Below are 16216 nucleotides of genomic sequence, written 5' to 3'. Positions count from 1 at the left end.
CCGGGCGGTGCGCTGCGGTGCCGGGCGGTGCGCTGCGGTGCCGGGCGGTGCGCTGCGGTGCCGGGCGGTGCGCTGCGGTGCCGGGCGGTCGGGAGCCGTCGCCGGGTCGGTAAGTCACGGGCAGATTGAGGCCGGATGCTGACCCGAGCCGGGTCGAACCGGCGGTGCGAAGATGGCGCCAGTTCGGGGTGAAAGACGGTGCCGGTTCGGGGTGAAAGACGGTGACGGTTCGGGGTGAAAGGCGGTGCCGGTTCGGGGTGAAAGGCGGTGAAAGTGAATCGGTGTGCAGACAATTGCCGCCGGAAAGCAAAAGGCAACGTGCATTTGTCGATACCGTAGGCCGGGCTGAGGCCACGACCACGGAATCGCCGGCCGAGGAAGGCGGTGAAACGTCCGAAATCGCGGAATGGTATTCGCGGTCACGAGGTCAAGCGCGCCGTCCGTGGGCGTGATGGTGTGTTTCCGGCAGGGGGCGCCGCTCACCGGACGGGGTCGGTGAGCGGCGGCTCGGCCGGCTCAGTCGGGGAGGGCTGACGGGGTCAGGCGGGCCAGGACGTTCTCGGCCTCTCGGGTCACGCGGCCGGCGTCGTGGGTGCGGGCCCGGTCGTAGGTGTCGACGGTTGCCGCGGCGATGCCGGGCCAGGCGAAGTCGTCGCGGACTCGGCGGCGGGCTCGGCGGGCCAGGCGCCTTGCCAGGTCGCGGTCGCGGAGGACCTTGTCGACCGCTTCGGTGAGGGCGTGGGGGTCGGCGGGGGTGAACTTCACGCCCGTCTCGCCGTCGTCGACGATTTCGGCGAGGCCTCCTGTGTCGGCTACCGCGATGGGGGTGCCGGCCGCCGCCGCCTCCAGGGCGACCATGCCGAAGGGCTCGTAGATGCTCGGGACCACGTAGCAGTCCGAGGCGCCCATCAGGGCCGTCAAGTGGTGGCCGGTCAGGAAGCCCGCGAACGTCACGCCCTCGGTGGCCAGCGCCTCCAGGTCGGCGCGGTAGGGGCCGTCGCCCGCTATGACCACCCGCAGGCCGGGGTGGCGTTCGCGCAGGGACGGGACCGCGGCCAGCAGGTGCTGCACACCTTTCTCGTACACCAGCCGGCCCGCGAAGCTCACCAGCGGGCCGGACGGGCCCGCGTAGCGGCGGCGGGCCGCGGCCACCGCCCGCGGGCGGGCGTACCAGCGCAGCTCGTCGACGCCGTTGTAGACGACGTCGATGCGGTCGGACGGCACGGCGAACAGGCGCGAGACCTCGGCCCGCATGTAGTCGGAGCAGACGATCGTGCGGACCGCCTCCTGGGACAGCCAGCGCTCGATGTCGTCGATCGTGCGGTTGTGCGCGTGCGGCAGCCAGCCCTGGTGACGGCCCGACTCGGTGGCGTGGATGGTCGCCACCAGCGGGATGTCCAGGTGGTCGCGGACGGTCACCGCGGCGTGCGCCACCAGCCAGTCGTGCGCGTGCACCACGTCGTAGGAACCGGTGCGCGCCGCCCGCAGCGCCGCCCGGGTCAGGGTGTGGTTGAACGCCATCGCCCAGGCCAGCATGTCGCCGTCGCGCACCTCGAAGCGGGGCGCGTCGTCGGGGGCGCGGATGATCCGTACGCCCTCCGCGTACTCCTCCCGGAGCGTGCCCGGCGTGTGCCGGGTGACCACCGTGACCTCGTGGCCGGCCGCCGCCAGGGTGGTGGCGAGCGCGTGCACGTGCCGTCCCAGGCCGCCCACCAGCAGCGGCGGGTATTCCCAGGAGAGCATCAGGATGCTGGTCATGGTTCGTACCTCTGTTCGGCGCGGAGGAGCTCGGCCACGGATCGGGCGGAGAACGGGCTGCCCGTGGCCCGGTGCGGTGGGTCGCCGTCGGCGGTCTCGCTCACCGAACCGGCGCCCCACTCGGTGAGGTGGGCGCGCAGGCCGGTGAGCAGGCCGTCGGTGGGCAGGCCCGCGGCGGCGCACGCGTCGGCGTACGGCCCGATCAGCCACGGCCAGACGGTGCCCTGGTGGTAGGCGATGTCGCGCTCGTCGCGGTCGCCGCGGTGGGTGCCCTGGTAGCCGTATTCGGTCGGCGCGAGCGTGCGCAGCCCCAGCGGCGTGAGCAGGGACGCGCCGATGTGCCGCAGCGCCTCCAGGGCGGGCAGCCCGCGCATCGGCGCGTGCGGCAGCGACCAGGCGAGCAGCTGGTTGGGCCGCAGGGTCGGGTCGTCGTGGTGGCTGCCGGCGCCTAGGGGGTACGCGGACGGCGGGCCCTCGATCACGTCGTACAGCCAGCCCTCCGGTGCCGGGAAGCGGGCCAGGAACGACTCCCGGGCACGGGCGTGCCGGTCCCGCAGCGAGGAGTCGTCGAGGCCCGCCTCGACGTGCAGGCCGGCCATGGCCGCGAGCGCGTTCACCCAGAGCGCGTTGATCTCCACGGGCTTGCCGATGCGCGGGGTGACCGGGCCGTCCTCGGTGAAGCCGTTCATCCAGCTGCCGGCGTGCCCGAGCCGCAGCAGCCCGTCGCCGGGGTCGAGGTCGAGCGGGCCGCCCCCGCCGAGGCGCTGGGCCAGCAGGCGGCCGAGGGGTTCGATCAGCTCGGCGGCGAGGTCGCTGTCGCCGGTGCGGCGCACGTGCCGGTCGACGGCGTGCACGAGCCAGAGCGGCGCGTCCGGCGAGTCCCGCGGCGCCCACGGCCCGTCCGGTTCGGCCCACACCCCCGAGGCCTTGGCCGTACGGGCGAGCAGCAACTCCCGGCCCTCGTCGGCGCGGCCGGTGTCGAGGAACAGCCCCTCGTACGCGGTCATCGTGTCGCCGAGGTAGCTGCCGAACCACGGATAGCCGGCCACCACGTCGGGCCCGTCGGGCGTCCGGACGACGAACTGGTCGGCGGCGAGCAGCAGCGTCTCGTCCGCCTTGGCCCTCGTCACCAGCTCCCGAGCGCGGGCCCGCGCGTCGAGCACCACCGCGGAGGCCGGCGGCGGCCGCAGGCCCAGGTCGCCGGCCCAGGCCGAGATCTCCATGCTCTCGCCGGGGTTCAGCCGCTGGAAGTACGTGCCCACGTGCCACAGGTCCTCGACGGCGGGCAGGCCGCGGGCGGCCTCCTCGCGCGCGTAAGCCCCGAGGTGCCATTCGCCGCCGGGTTGCCAGCCGGGACCGGCGATCCGGTACGCCCGCTCGACGATCACGCCGTCGGCGGTCTGCTCGGTGCGCAGCGCGGGCCCCGCGGCGTGCCGTTCGCCGTGCGCGTCGCGCCACGTGCACATCGCCGCGACCGCCAGCCCGACCGGCCCTGAGGCGGAGATCACACGATGGGTCACGCCCACCGAGGGGTGCCCGTGCCGCATCGCCAGCTCGCGCTCGATCACCACGTCGCCGATCCGCCACCGCCACCTCGGCACGCCATCCAGCAGGGCGAACGTCTCCAGGTAGAGGTCGCCGTGGGGCGCGACGGCGCCGGACGCCCATTCGTGGGTGTGCAGCGCGACCTTGGCGCCCGACGGCAGCGTGACGGTGAGGTCGAGAGAGGCCAGAGCGGTGTGCCGGGTGGCGGTGCCGGGGTCGGTCACGGTGAGAATCGAGTGGTAACGGCGGGTGCGCAGGCCCGGAACGGTGCCGGTGGCGAACCCACCCGTGCCGTCCGTGACGAGCCACTCCCGGGTGGAGGAACCGCAGCCGTGCGGTCCGAAAATGATCGGCACGCCGCATCTATGCTCAGTTTCGCCGACGGCAAACCCTCCGGCGCGTACCTATCCGGCGGGTAACCGGGCCGTCGCGCAGACGCCATGTCGGCCATCGGCGAGAATGGCGCTGACGTGACCTCAGATGATTACGTCTCCGGATATCGGGGCAAACAGGCCCCGCCGCCGGGGCCATCAGCTGTGGTCGCAGCGCACCGACGGTCGAGGGGTGGGAGCACGAAATGCAGGTTTGGCCTGGTCACCGGTACCCGCTGGGTGCCACGTACGACGGGACGGGCACGAACTTCGCGATCTTCGCCGAGGGGGCCGAGGCGGTCGAGCTGTGTCTGTTCGACCCGTCCGGGAACGAGCGCAAGGTCCAGCTGCACGAGCAGGACGCGTTCGTCTGGCACGCGTACCTTCCGGGCGTCGAGCCCGGTCAGCGGTACGGCTACCGCATGTACGGACCGTACGACCCGTCGCGCGGCCTGCGGTACAACCCGCACAAGCTGCTGCTCGACCCGTACGCGCGGGCCGTGGACGCGGACATCGAGTGGCACCCGTCGCTCTACGCGTACGACTTCGAGAACCCCGACCAGATGTCGGACCTCGACTCCGCGCCGTACATGTCCAAGGGCGTCGTGGTGAACCCGTACTTCGACTGGGGCAACGACCGCCGCCCGGACATCCCGTACCACCACTCGGTGATCTACGAGACCCACGTCAAGGGCCTCACCGAGCGGCATCCCGAGGTGCCCAAGGACATGCGCGGCAGCTACTCCGCGATCGGGCACCCGGCGATCATCGAGCACCTCAAGAGCCTGGGCGTGACGGCCGTCGAGCTCATGCCGGTGCACCAGTTCGTGCACGACAACCGGCTGGACGACCTGGGCCTGCGCAACTACTGGGGCTACAACACGCTCGGCTTCTTCGCGCCGTACCACGGCTATTCGTCGACCGGCACCCTCGGCCAGCAGACGCAGGAGTTCCGGGGGATGGTCAAGGCCCTGCACAAGGCGGGCATGGAGGTGATCCTCGACGTCGTCTACAACCACACTGCCGAGGGCAACCACCTGGGGCCGACGCTGTCGCTCAAGGGCATCGACAACCGTACCTATTACCGGCTGGTGGACGATCAGCCGCAGTTCTACATGGATTACACCGGCACGGGTAACAGCCTCAACGTGCGCAGTCCGCAGAGCCTCCAGCTGATCATGGATTCGCTGCGCTACTGGGTGACCGAGATGCACGTCGACGGCTTCCGCTTCGACCTCGCGTCGACGCTGGCCCGCGAGTTCTACGACGTCGACCGGCTCTCCACCTTCTTCGAGGTCGTGCAGCAGGACCCGGTGGTGGGCCAGGTGAAGCTGATCGCCGAGCCGTGGGACGTCGGCCCGGGCGGCTACCAGGTCGGCAACTTCCCGCCGAACTGGACGGAGTGGAACGGCAAGTACCGCGACACGGTCCGCGACTTCTGGCGCGGTGAGCCGGCCACGCTGGCCGAGTTCGCGTCCCGCATCACCGGCTCGGCCGACCTCTACCAGGACGACGGCCGCAAGCCCTTCCACTCGATCAACTTCGTCACCGCGCACGACGGCTTCACGCTCAACGACCTGGTCTCGTACAACGACAAGCACAACGAGGCGAACGGTGAGGAGAACCGCGACGGCGAGAGCCACAACCGGTCGTGGAACTGCGGCGTCGAGGGGCCGACCGACGACAAGGCAGTGCTGTCGCTGCGGGCCAAGCAGCGGCGCAACTTCCTGGCCACGCTGATGCTCAGCCAGGGCGTGCCGATGATCTCGCACGGCGACGAGCTGGGCCGGACCCAGCAGGGCAACAACAACGCGTACTGCCAGGACAACGAGCTCTCCTGGATCGACTGGGCGAACGCCGACGAGCAGCTGCTCGAGTTCACCCGCAAGCTCACCGCCTTCCGCCACCGGCACCAGGTGTTCCAGCGCCGCCGCTTCTTCACCGGCCTGCCGGTGACCGCGCGCGGCGGCGGCGATCCGCTGCCCGACCTGGAGTGGTTCACCCCGGACGGCCGGCAGATGGCCGGCGACGACTGGGGCAACGACTTCGGCCGGGCGGTGGCGCTGTTCGTCAACGGCGAGGGCATCCGCGAGCGTGGCCAGTACGGCCAGCGGCACGTGGACAGCTCGTTCCTGCTCTTCTTCAACGCGCACGACGCGCCCATCGAGTTCGCCACTCCGCCGGCTGAGTACGGCGAGAAGTGGGAAAAGGTCATCGAGACGGCCGAGCCGTCCCCGGATCGCCCGTCGGTCGTCGAGGCCGGCAGCAAGATCTGGGTGCCCGACAGGTCCCTCATCGTGCTGGACAGGACGGTCTAAATTGCCCCCTTCCGGAACCTACCGAGTCCAGGTCCGCCCAGAGTTCCCGCTGGCCGCGACCGCCGAGCTAGCCGACTATCTCGCCGATCTCGGCGTGTCACACCTCTACACCGCTCCGCTGCTGACCTCGACTCCCGGTTCCGAACACGGCTACGACGTGGTCGACCACTCCCAGGTGAATCCGGCGCTCGGCGGCTGGGACGGACTGCGAAACCTGTCCCAGGCTCTGAAGAACGCCGGCCTCGGCCTCGTGGTCGACATCGTGCCCAACCACGCCGGGGTGGCCGTGCCGCACGCCAACCCCACGTGGTGGGACGTCCTGCTGCGCGGGCGCGAGTCCGAGTTCGCCGACTTCTACGACATCGACTGGTCGCGCGGGCGGCTGCTGATCCCCGTGCTCGCGGACGACCCCCACGCGCTCGACGAGCTGCGGGTCGAGGACGGCGAGCTGCGCTACTACGACAAGCGCTTCCCGATCGCCGAGGGCACGGGCGAGGGCACCCCGCGCGAGGTGCACGACCGCCAGCACTACGAGCTGGTCAACTGGACCCGCGGCGACGCCGAGCTCAACTACCGCCGGTTCTTCGCCATCGTCGACCTGGCCGGCCTGCGGGTCGAGGACCCGCGCGTCTTCGAGGCCACCCACGCCGAGATCCTGCGCTGGCACCGCGAGGGCATCGTCGACGGCATCCGGGTCGACCACCCCGACGGCCTGCGCGACCCGGGGGAGTACCTCGAGCGCCTGCACGAGGCCGCCCCCGGCGCCTGGCTCGTGGTCGAGAAGATCCTCGAACCCGGCGAGGAGCTGCCCGAGTGGCCGGTCGACGGCACCACCGGGTACGACGCGCTCGCCGAGGTCGGCGGGGTCTTCGTCGACACCGGCACCGAGGCGTTCTTCGACACCCTCGACCACCACCTGACCGGCAGCGAGACGTCGTGGCAGGACATGGTGCACGAGACCAAGCACAAGGTCGCCACCACGCTGCTCGCCGCCGAGCTGGCCCGCATGGCCCGGCTCGTCCCCGAGATCGAGGCCGCGCCGCGGGCCCTCGCCGAGCTCGCCGCCTGCTTCCCCGTCTATCGTTCCTACCTGCCGTACGGGTCGCGGCACCTCGCCAAGGCGCGCGCCGAGGCGGGCCGGCGGCGCCCCCAGCTCATCCCGGTGCTCGACCAGCTCACCGCGCGGCTGCGCAACCCGTCCGACGAGCTCGCCGTCCGGTTCCAGCAGTTCACCGGCGCGGTCATGGCCAAGGGCGTCGAGGACACCGCGTTCTACCGCTGGACCCGGTTCACCGCGCGCAACGAGGTCGGCAACGACCCGGCGAAGTTCGGCGTCAGCCCCGACGAGTTCCACGAGGCGAGCGACGAGCGCCGCCGCGCCTGGCCGGCGTCGATGACCACGCTGTCCACCCATGACACCAAGCGCAGCGAGGACGTGCGGGCCCGCCTGGCCGTGCTCTCCGAGGTGCCGGGGGACTGGACCGAGGTGGTCCGCCGCTGGGTCCGGGTCGCCCCGCTCGCCGATCCCGCCCTGGCCCATCTCGTCTGGCAGGCCGCGGTGGGTGCGTGGCCGATCTCGCGGGAGCGCTTGCAGGCGTACGCCCTGAAGGCGGCCCGCGAGGCCGCGACGGGCACGACGTGGCAGCACCCCGACGAGGCCTTCGAGGCGCAGCTGCGCGAGATGGTCGACAAGATGTACGACGACCCGGCGCTGCACCGCGAGATCACCGACTTCGCCGCGTCGATCACGCCGCCCGGCTGGTCCAACGCGCTCGGCCAGAAGCTGGTGCAGCTCACCATGCCGGGCGTGCCCGACGTCTACCAGGGCACCGAGCTGTGGGACCACTCGCTGGTCGACCCGGACAACCGCCGCCCGGTCGACTTCGCCCGGCGGCGCGAGCTGCTCGCGCGCATCGACGACGGATGGCTGCCGCCGGTCGACGAGACGGGCGCGGCGAAGCTGCTGGTCACCAGCCGCACGCTGCGGTTGCGCCGGCAGCGGCCGGAGCTGTTCGCCGGCTACCGGCCGGCCTTCGCCGAGGGGCGGGTCGGCGAGCACGCCCTCGCCTTCGACCGCGGCGGCGTGGTGACCGTCGCCACCCGGCTGCCCGTGGGGTTGTCACGTCACGGCGGCTGGGGTGACACCACCTTGTCACTCGATGGTCACAGCTGGCTGGAAGTATTCACGAACACGAGCTACGGCGGGAACAAGCTGTCGGTTGCCGAGCTGCTGCGTACCTATCCCGTCGCTTTGCTGGTGAAAGAGTCATGACGCTGTTCGAGGTGTGGGCACCGGAGAAGACTGTCCGGCTGCGTATCGGTGAGGACGTTCTCGACATGGAGCGCGGCGACGACGGGTGGTGGCGCCTCGACGTGCCCTCCGCCGGGCCGGGCACCGACTACGCGTACGTGCTGCCCGGCGCGGACAATCCGCTGCCCGACCCGCGCTCGGCGTGGCAGCCCCACGGCGTGCACGCGGCCAGCCGGGTCTACGACCACGGGGCCTTCTCGTGGACCGACCAGGCGTGGACGGGTCGCCAGCTGCCCGGCTCGATCCTCTACGAGCTGCACGTCGGCACGTTCACGCCGCAGGGCACCTTCGACGCGGCGATCGAGCGGCTCGACCACCTCGTCGAGCTCGGCGTCGACATGGTCGAGCTGCTGCCGGTCAACTCGTTCAACGGCGAGTACAACTGGGGCTACGACGGCGTCTGCTGGTACGCGCCGCACGAGGTCTACGGCGGCCCCGACGGGCTCAAGCGCTTCGTCGACGCGGCGCACCACCGCGGGCTCGGCGTGGTCCTCGACGTGGTCTACAACCACTTCGGCCCCTCCGGGGCGTACGCGCCGATGTTCGCGCCCTACCTCAGCACCTCGGGCTCCAACCCGTGGGGCGCCTCGGTCAACCTCGACGGGCCGCACGCCGACGAGGTGCGCGAGTACATCGTCGACAGCGCCCTGATGTGGCTGCGCGACTACCACGTCGACGCGCTGCGGCTCGACGCCGTGCACGCGCTCGTCGACCACTCCGCGATCAACCTGCTGGAGCAGCTGGCGGTCGAGGTCGAGTCGCTCTCGACCCACCTCAACAGGCCGCTGTCGCTGATCGCCGAGTCCGACCTCAACGACGCCAAGCTGATCACGCCGCGCGAGGCCGGCGGCTTCGGCCTGCAGGGCCAGTGGGCCGACGACGTGCACCACGCGCTGCACACACTGCTCACCGGCGAGCGGCAGGGCTACTACGCCGACTTCGGCTCGCTCGACTGCCTCCAGACCGTGCTCGAAGGGGCGTTCTTCCACGCCAACACGTGGTCGAGCTTCCGGCAGCGCCACCATGGGCGCCCGGTCAACCGGGCCCTGATCCCGGGGCACCGCTTCGTCACGTACCTGCAAAATCACGACCAGATCGGCAACCGGGCGGTCGGCGACCGCATCTCGGCCTCGCTCTCGCCCGGCCTGCTCAAGATCGGCGCGACGCTGCTGCTCACCTCGCCGTTCACCCCGATGCTGTTCATGGGCGAGGAGTGGGCCGCCAGCAGCCCGTGGCAGTTCTTCACCAGCCACCCGGAGCCCGAGCTGGCGGCCGCGGTGCAGACCGGCCGGCGCCGGGAGTTCGCCGCGCACGGCTGGGCCGAGGCGGAGGTGCCCGACCCGCAGGACCCGGCGACGTTCCAGCGGTCCAAGCTCGACTGGGACGAGGTCGGCAAGCCCGGCCACGCCGAGATCCTCGACTACTACCGCAAGCTGATCGCGCTGCGGCGCGGCCGCACCGACCTGTCCGACCCGCGCCTCGACCAGGTGGAGGTCTGGCACGGCGACCACCACCTGGTGATGAAGCGCGGCACCTGCGCGGTCGCGGTGAACCTCGCCCCGGCGCCCCAGACGGTCAGCCTGCGCGACACGCCGCGCAAGGTGCTGCTGGCGTCGTCCGAGGGCGTGGTGCTCCAGCGCGACCGGGTCGAGCTGCCGGCCGAGAGCGCCGTCGTGGTCGCGTTCCGCTGACCTTTTCGGCATCCCGGACGGTCGTGCTCTACGGCTCGTCCGGGAGGCCGAGGCGCCGGAACCTCGGATCCCCGGGGCGGAGCTGACGACCGTCCGGGTGCGCGGAAGCACCGATCAACCGGTCGACGGGACAGCAGCATCCATGGGGGCACGGACGCGATCCGGTTGTCGTCCAGGGCTTCCTTGGCGGCCCGGATTCCCGTGCGGAAGATCGGTAAACAGCGGCACCGCGAATTATCGATGCGAAATCGCGCGCGCCGTCCCGGTGGCCGAGGGAGCCGTCCGGCGCACGCCGCGCCACCACTGGCTCAGCGGGTAGGCGAGGCCGCGGGCGCCGTGGATCGTGCCGGTCGGGTGCAGGTCCTCGGCGGTGTGCCGGATCGGGTCGAACACCACGGAATCGCCCACCTCCGTGCCCATGACGGCCTGTCCGACCGGGTGACCGTCGACGTCGAGCGTGATCGTGTCCCCGGACAGCGTCGCTCCGAGGTAGACCTTGCGGCCGTCGCCGGTGCGGTAGGCGAGGATCGAGCCGTAGAAGGTCTCGTATCCGCGGCGGGGCACCGGCAGATGACGCGTGAAGCGGCCTTTGCCGCAGGTCGAGAGCAACAGGTCGATCGGCTCGTCACCGTGCACCCGCAGGGCGACGCCGCGCACGTCGGGCCGGTCGCCCTCGACACCGAGACCCTTCGAGATCCGCACGGTGACCGGGTGGCGGCCCGGCCGGTCGAGCAGCGCGGCGCCGCAGTCCCCGCCCCAGACGTGGAGCTCGCCCTCGTACACCCGGCCCCGGGGATGCAGGAAGCGCTGGCGCCGCGACTTGACGACGCGGACCCCCAGAGCGGCGACGGCGGCGAGCACCAGCGAGCGGGGGATCCTCATGCCGCCTGCACTACCCCGCGTGGCCCGGGTGAATCACCCGCCAAGATTCCTGCCCGTAGCATTCGTGCGTCACGATGGGGCCGCCATGGATGGGGGAGGTGGCGGATGCCGGAGACGCCGAGCCGGTTCGCGTGGCCGCTGCGCCGGCGGATGCCGCCGGGGCCCGACGGGAGCGCCGAGGACATCGCGGTGCAGGACGTCGCGGAGCGCGAGGCCGCCGATCGGCAGCTGCCGCCGCCCGAGCCCGAACCGCTCGTCGACCCGCCGCCCCGGTTCAACCTGGCGATGTTCCGGCTCGCCGCGCTGGGTCTCGCGCTCGTGCTCGCCGTGGCCCTGGCCATGGTGCGCGTCTTCGTGGGCGGGCCGCCGTCGGTCGCCGAGCTGCGCGCCGAGTCCGGGGTGGACTCCTGGACCGTGCTGCCGATCGGCGTCAAGGACGACCAGCCGGGGGTGGCCCTCCGCGACAAGAACGGCGTCTGGAGCGGCTTCGACATCGACATCGCCTACATGATCGCGGAGGACCTGGGCTTCCGCCGCGACGACGTGCGCTTCTACGGCATGGAGAGCGAGGACCGGCTCCGCATGCAGGCCGTCGACCTGTCCGGCAAACGGGTGCCGGTCAAGATGGTCGTCGCCAGCTTCAGCATCACCGCCGAGCGCGAGGCGGCGCCCGGCGTGACGTTCTCGCAGCCCTATCTGTTCACCGAGCAGTCCGTGCTCACGCTGACCAAGGCAAAGCACCGCCCGGTCTCCACCGTGCGCGACCTCTGGGGCGACCGGGTCTGCTCGCTCTCCACCGCGACGAGCGTCAAGACGTTCGACCCCGCGAAGATCGACGTGATCAGCCGCAACCGCATGCGCGAGTGCATCGCCGACCTGCGCAACGGCGACGTCGACGCGGTCTCCACCGACGCGGCCATCCTCGCCGGCTTCAAGGCCCAGTCCCCCGGCGAGTTCGACCACTGGGACCTCGGCGTGGAGAAGACCGAGGCGTACGGGGTGAACGTCGGCGACAACCTGGCCCTGAAGAAGCTCGTCGACCTGACCCTCTACCGCTCCTACGCCGACCCGGCCGACGACCGGTGGGAGGCCGCCTACCAGCGCAACCTCCAGTCCGAGTCGGCCGCCAACAAGACCACCCCGATCGCCGTCGCCCAGCAGCCCCGGGTCACCCGCCCGCCCATCCGCGAGCTGCCGTGGGAGGACGTCTTCGGATGACCGCCACCTTCGTCCCACGCCGCCGCCGGGCCCAGCTCAACTGGCTGCTCACCGTCCTGCCCGCGTTCCCGCTGGTGCTGCTCGTCCTGCGGTTGTGGTACCTGAGCCGGCAGGACCTGCCGACCATGCTGCTGCTGGTGCAGTACATCAGCCCGCTCGGCATGATCAGCGCCCTGATCATCACGCTGATCTGGACGATCCCCGCGGTCATCCTGGTGCTGCGCCTGCTCGGCGGCATCCTGCTGGTGAGCCGGCCCGACGACACCGGCCGCTCGCTGCTCGCGGTCACCGCGCTGCGCATGCCCGACTGGGTCGTGCTGCTCGCCGCGATGCTGGCCGCCTTCACGTGGCAGCTGCGCCTGCTGCCCACGCTCTGCATGCTGCTCGTCGCGATCCTCGGCCTCACCGCGGCGCAACGCTTCCGCGGCGTGCGCCCGCTGATGCTGTGGATCACCCTGGGCGTGCCGATCCTCGTCGGCGCGATGGTGCTCGCCTTCGTCTGGCCGGGCATCGTCGTGGCGCTGCGCACCGGCGAGATGTCGACGGCGATCCTGCTCGGCGTGCCGCCGCTGCTCGGCCCGCTGCTCACCGGCCCGGTCCCCCCACCGGCGGCGCGGCTCGTCACCCACTGGCCGGCGGTCGGCGCCGCGCTCGTCGCGCCCCTGCTCATCGGCATCGTCTTCCTGCGTGCCCCGGTGCTGCCCAACAGCGCCGTCGAGGTCGGCCCGCCCGGCGGCGAGGCGCACATCGTGCGCGGCCAGCTCATCACCGTCGACGACACCTCCACCACCGTGCTCCGGCCCGGCGGCGAGGTCACGTTCATCCCCAACGACCAGGTGCGCTCCAAGACGCTCTGCCCCGAGCCGGTACGCCCGCCGGAGAGCAGCGTGGCAGTGCGGGGATGGCCCCTCTCCGCATCCGCGCTATCGTGGATCGCCCCCACACGCCGCGTCACGGAAGTAGACCCGAGATGTCTCGGCAGACCCTTGAATCCCAGCTAGGTGCGTTTTCGGGCGACATGCCGCCGACCACGTGCAGACACGGTTGCGATGATCTGGGAAGCTGCACGCCATGACCTTGCACCTGCGGTGGGCGGCCGTCACCGATCAAGGACATGTCCGGAGCAACAACGAGGACTGTTACTACGCCGGTGACCGGCTCCTCGTCGTGGCCGACGGCATGGGCGGCATGGCGGCCGGCGACCTCGCCAGCCGGATCGCCATCGAGGCGATGAGCCCGCTCGACGTCCCGATCGAGGACGACCACCAGATGGACGCGCTGCACCGCGCGCTCGAGGTCGCCAACGGCCGGATCGCCGAGGTGGTCGAGGCCGACAGCTCGTTGCAGGGCATGGGCACCACGCTGACCGCTGTCATCTTCTCGGGCACCCGGGCCGCCATGGCCCACGTCGGCGACTCCCGGGCCTACCTGCTGCGCGAGGGCCGGCTCAACCAGCTGACCAAGGACGACACATACGTCCAGATGCTGGTCGACCAGGGCCTCATCCGGCCCGAGGAGGCGGCCGGTCACCCGCGGCGCTCGGTGGTGACCCGGGTGCTGCAGGGCGAGCCGGTCAGCCCGTCCTACGTGATCGTCGAGCCCGAGCCGGGCGACCGCTGGCTGCTGTGCAGCGACGGCCTCACCGCGGTGGTCTCCAACGAGACGATCGAGCAGGAGATGCTGGCGGCCGAGGATCCGAAGTCGTGCTGCGAGCGGCTGCTCGACCTGGCGCTGCGCGGCGGAGGTCCCGACAACGTCACGGTGATTGTCGCCGATCTGACAGCCGGCGACTGACCGTCACGACTGCGGTACCTTACTCCGGTCGCGGATCAGGGGGCCCGCGGCTCGTATCGGGTGGTGATGATGACGGCGCGACTTCTCGTCACGCTGGCGCTCGTCCTCGGTGCCGTCGCGGTCGGAGAAATCGCCGGGCCGCCGGGGTGGCGGCTCTACGAGGACAGCGTGCAGGCGGTCGTGGGAGCGGCCGCGGCCGCGGTGTGCCTCGCTACGGCCCGTGGCCGTACGGGCATGCACCGACGGTGGCGGCTCTTCGCCGGGCTGGGCCTGGCCGGCTGGGCGGTGACCCGGCTGCTGTGGGCTGTCCAGGGCCCGGCGATCGACTTCTTCGTGCTGCCCATCTGCCTTCTCGTGGCCCTGCTGTACGCGCCGTACACCCGGCCGCGCCCGGTGCCCACCTCGGTGCGCCGCGACCAGATCGCGCTGCTGCTCGACAGCCTGCTGATCTCCGGGTCGGTGCTGGCGCTGCTCTGGTCGTTCATGCCGTTCGACTGGGACGGGCAGCGCACGGCGGAGATCGCGGCCGCGGCCGCGTACCCGGTCGCCGACCTGTTCCTGCTGACCATGGCCGTGCTGCTGCTGGTGACCCGGCCCGGTTCGCGGGCCGGCCGGCAGCCGCTGGCGTGGGGTGGGCTGGCGTTGCTGGCCTTCGGCGTCTCCGACACGCTCCGCCTGATCAACCTCGCGGACGGGCAGCTGTCGCCGCTCGAGTCGGCCGGCTACGTGGCGGGCCCGCTGCTGGTGGCGATGGCGGCGCTGAGCCCGATCGTGGTCGAGAGCGACCCGTCGGCGTCGGCGGGCGAGCACGACTGGCTTCACCTGCTGCTGCCGTACATCCCGGTGACGGCGACCGGGGTCATGATCGCGGTGAACACGGGCGCCGGCAAGCCGCTGTCGCCCTTCGAGGCGTACCTGGGCTGGCTGGGCCTGGGTCTGGTGGTGGCCCGGCAGATGTTCACCATCGTGGACAACACCGTGCTGCTCGACCGGCTCTCCGAGGGCCGGCGGCGACTGCACCACCAGGCCTACCACGACCCACTGACCGGGGTGGCCAACCGGGCGCTGTTCCACGACCGCCTCTCGCGGGCCGGTGACCGGCCGGTGGCGGTGCTCTTCGCCGACCTCGACGACTTCAAACTGATCAACGACAGCTTCGGCCACGCGATCGGCGACCGCGTCCTGCACGCGATCGCCGGCCGCCTGCAAAGCTGCGTCGGCCCGGACGAGCTGGTGGCCCGCCTGGGCGGCGACGAGTTCGCGGTGCTGTTCGACCACCGCCCGGCCGAGGCGGAGCCGGCCGGCCACCGCATCCTGGCGGCGCTGCGCGAGCCGTTCGTGATCGACGGCCACACCATCGGCGTCGGCGCCAGCATCGGCCTGGTGGCACCCGCGCCGGGCGAGCCGCTGACGGCGGACGCGCTGCTGCGCCGGGCCGACGCGGCGATGTATGCGAGCAAGCGCCGCGGCAAGGGCACGATGGCCCGCTACGCCGGCCCCGGCGACGGCGGCCCGCACGCCGACCTGCCGCACCTGCTGGCCCAGGCGCTGGCCGGCGAGCCCGGGGGAGCCGGCTTCGAGGTCTTCTACCAGCCGATCGTCAGCCTGACGGACGGCGCGACGGTGGCGGTGGAGGCCCTGGCCCGCTGGACGTCCCCGGTGGCGGGTCCCGTCCACCCCGACGTCTTCGTCTCGGTGGCCGAGCGCACCGGCCTGGTCGCGGCGATCGACGACTTCGTCCTCGACCAGGCGTGCGCCGACGCGGCCACGCTGGCGCTCATCTTCGGCCGCCCGGTCGACATGCACGTGAACGTCTCGGCGGCCCGCCTCGGCCCCGGCCTGGAAGAGGTGGTGCTGGCGGCCCTGACCCGCCACGGCGTCCCGCCGTCCCGCCTGGTCGTCGAGATCACCGAGACCCGCCGCATAGCCGACCTGAAAGCCGCCGCGGCGGTGGCGGCCCGCCTCCGAGCCCACGGCATCCGGATAGCCCTGGACGACTTCGGCAGCGGCTTCAACGCCCTGGCCCAGCTCCACAGCCTCCCGGTCGACATCGTGAAGCTCGACAGCACCCTGACGGACGTCGACATCGCCCCCGACCAGGCGGGTGCCCTGTGCCGCTCGGTGGTCACCATCTGCGAGGGCCTGGACATAGCGGTCGTCGCCGAGGGCATCGAAACCCCCTCCCGGGCCACCGCCCTGGCCGGCCTCGGCTGCCTGCTGGGTCAGGGCTACCTGTTCGGCCAGCCCGGACCGCTGCACCGCCTGGAGCGCCCCACGATCCCGGCCCAGCCCAGCACCCCGTCATCGGCCGCGCGCCTGTCCTGAGCG

Annotated in this window: 10 protein-coding genes; 7 read left to right on the top strand and 3 right to left on the bottom strand. The window is 71.8% G+C overall.

All coding sequences use genetic code 11. The features are described 5' to 3' along the window. Window positions 1-516: 516 nt before the first annotated feature. On the bottom strand, window positions 517-1758 hold the full coding sequence (locus Ade02nite_RS22550; protein ID WP_203766971.1) for a glycosyltransferase family 4 protein: 1242 nt from the start codon (window positions 1756-1758) through the stop codon (window positions 517-519). Then, the gene (locus tag Ade02nite_RS22545; RefSeq protein ID WP_203766969.1) at window positions 1755-3659 is read right to left on the bottom strand and encodes an amylo-alpha-1,6-glucosidase; all 1905 of its coding nucleotides are present in this window, start codon (window positions 3657-3659) and stop codon (window positions 1755-1757) included. Before Ade02nite_RS22545 ends, Ade02nite_RS22550 begins: the two co-directional genes overlap by 4 nt. Window positions 3660-3880: 221 nt before the next feature. On the opposite strand from Ade02nite_RS22545, the gene glgX reads away from it, so the two are divergent. The 3 genes from glgX to treZ are packed head-to-tail and all read left to right on the top strand — an operon-like array spanning window position 3881 to window position 9994. After that, on the top strand, window positions 3881-5992 hold the full coding sequence (gene glgX / locus Ade02nite_RS22540) for a glycogen debranching protein GlgX (protein WP_203766967.1): 2112 nt from the start codon (window positions 3881-3883) through the stop codon (window positions 5990-5992). A gap of 1 nt (window position 5993) precedes the next feature. Continuing rightward, window positions 5994-8264 carry a malto-oligosyltrehalose synthase gene (treY, locus tag Ade02nite_RS22535; RefSeq protein WP_203766959.1) on the top strand — a complete coding sequence of 757 codons (2271 nt, stop codon included), beginning with the start codon at window positions 5994-5996 and terminating at the stop codon, window positions 8262-8264. Continuing rightward, a complete protein-coding gene (gene treZ, locus Ade02nite_RS22530) occupies window positions 8261-9994 on the top strand; it encodes a malto-oligosyltrehalose trehalohydrolase (protein ID WP_203766951.1) in 1734 nt (577 codons plus the stop codon). Before treY ends, treZ begins: the two co-directional genes overlap by 4 nt. A gap of 234 nt (window positions 9995-10228) precedes the next feature. On the opposite strand, the gene Ade02nite_RS22525 is transcribed toward treZ, so the two are convergent. Next, complete coding sequence (locus Ade02nite_RS22525; protein WP_203766944.1) at window positions 10229-10876, bottom strand: hypothetical protein; 648 nt, start codon at window positions 10874-10876, stop codon at window positions 10229-10231. A 105-nt stretch (window positions 10877-10981) separates the two neighbouring features. On the opposite strand from Ade02nite_RS22525, the gene Ade02nite_RS22520 reads away from it, so the two are divergent. The 4 genes from Ade02nite_RS22520 (at window position 10982) to Ade02nite_RS22505 (ending at window position 16213) form a co-directional block, all read left to right on the top strand. Beyond that, window positions 10982-12094, top strand: coding sequence for a transporter substrate-binding domain-containing protein (locus tag Ade02nite_RS22520; RefSeq protein WP_203766936.1), 1113 nt, complete (start codon window positions 10982-10984; stop codon window positions 12092-12094). Further along, window positions 12091-13095 (top strand): hypothetical protein, encoded by a 1005-nt coding sequence (locus tag Ade02nite_RS22515; protein ID WP_203766929.1) that lies wholly within the window; start codon window positions 12091-12093, stop codon window positions 13093-13095. Before Ade02nite_RS22520 ends, Ade02nite_RS22515 begins: the two co-directional genes overlap by 4 nt. Window positions 13096-13165: 70 nt before the next feature. Further along, window positions 13166-13888 carry a PP2C family protein-serine/threonine phosphatase gene (locus tag Ade02nite_RS22510; RefSeq protein ID WP_203766927.1) on the top strand — a complete coding sequence of 241 codons (723 nt, stop codon included), beginning with the start codon at window positions 13166-13168 and terminating at the stop codon, window positions 13886-13888. 69 nt (window positions 13889-13957) lie between these two features. Further along, window positions 13958-16213 carry a putative bifunctional diguanylate cyclase/phosphodiesterase gene (locus Ade02nite_RS22505; RefSeq protein WP_203766925.1) on the top strand — a complete coding sequence of 752 codons (2256 nt, stop codon included), beginning with the start codon at window positions 13958-13960 and terminating at the stop codon, window positions 16211-16213. Window positions 16214-16216 lie beyond the last annotated feature (3 nt).

Source organism: Paractinoplanes deccanensis (assembly GCF_016862115.1).
Taxonomy (GTDB): Bacteria; Actinomycetota; Actinomycetes; order Mycobacteriales; family Micromonosporaceae; genus Actinoplanes; species Actinoplanes deccanensis.
The sequence above is the reverse complement of the archived record's forward strand: the minus strand, read 5'-3'. Positions and strand labels throughout refer to the sequence as shown.